Source organism: Pseudomonas nitroreducens TX1, from assembly GCF_000313755.1.
Lineage (GTDB): Bacteria > Pseudomonadota > Gammaproteobacteria > Pseudomonadales > Pseudomonadaceae > Pseudomonas > Pseudomonas nitroreducens_A.
The window spans coordinates 1-884 of sequence record NZ_AMZB01000013.1; the positions used below are offsets into that span (position 1 = coordinate 1).

The following is an 884-nucleotide window of genomic DNA, read 5'->3' on the forward strand; positions in this document are numbered from 1 at the left end:
CGATCATGGCTGTTGCTCCTGCTTGCGCACCTGTTCGATTACCAGCCCGGTATCGCCCTGGCTGACGCCGAAGCGGATGCGATCGCCAGGTTTCAGGCCGGCAGCCAGTTCAGGACGAGCAAGGGCGAAGGTCATGGTCATGCCGGGCATGCCCAGCGTATTGAATGGGCCGTGGCTGATGGTGATGCCCTGTGCGGTGATGTTCACGATGCGGCCATCCGCTTCATGCACAGGCGGCATCGTCATCTGCGCCTTTGATTCGTCCACCGTGCGCGCCTCGATACCTTTCAGGCTTGCTTCCGAATCGATGAGGAACTGCCCTGAGGCGACCACACGCTGGCCTTCGTCCAGACCTTGCAGCACGGCCACCAGCCCATCGTTTTCCTGGCCGAGAAGCACCTCTACCGGGCGAAACCGTCCCTGGTCCTCAGCCAGCATCACCAGGTTGCGCTTGCCGGTGCGGACCACCGCTTCACTGGGAATCTGCAGCACATCGTGCTGGCCGGTCAGGTCCAGGCTGACTTGGGCGGTCATGCCGGGGCGAAGTTGCCCGTTCGGATTGGGTAGTTCGATGCGCAGCCGCAGTGTGCGGCTCTGCTGGTCGTTCTCCGGCAGAATGCTGGCCAGGGTGCCGCTGACGGTGCGATCGGGGAAGGCTGGCAGGCGGGCCGCGACGGTCTGGCCAACCTCGAGGCCCGCCGCTTGCACCTCCGGCACGGCGGCCTCCAGCCAGACCTGTCCCAGCCCATTGATCCTGGCCAGGGGCGCGCGGGCCGCCAGCGTCATACCGGGGCGCACATCAAGCTCACGGATCACCCCGGCAATCGGGGCATGCAGCGTGGTCACCGGCTGAACCTTGCCGCTGCGCTCGATCTGCTGCACGA

The 884-nt window shown here is 65.4% G+C and carries 1 protein-coding gene; it reads right to left on the reverse strand.

Annotation, left to right across the window (positions count from 1 at the left end; translation table 11 throughout):
• Nucleotides 1-3: 3 nt before the first annotated feature.
• Nucleotides 4-884, reverse strand: an 881-nt coding sequence (locus C167_RS0100070) for an efflux RND transporter periplasmic adaptor subunit (RefSeq protein WP_017516260.1), incomplete at its 5' end; no start/stop codon positions are given.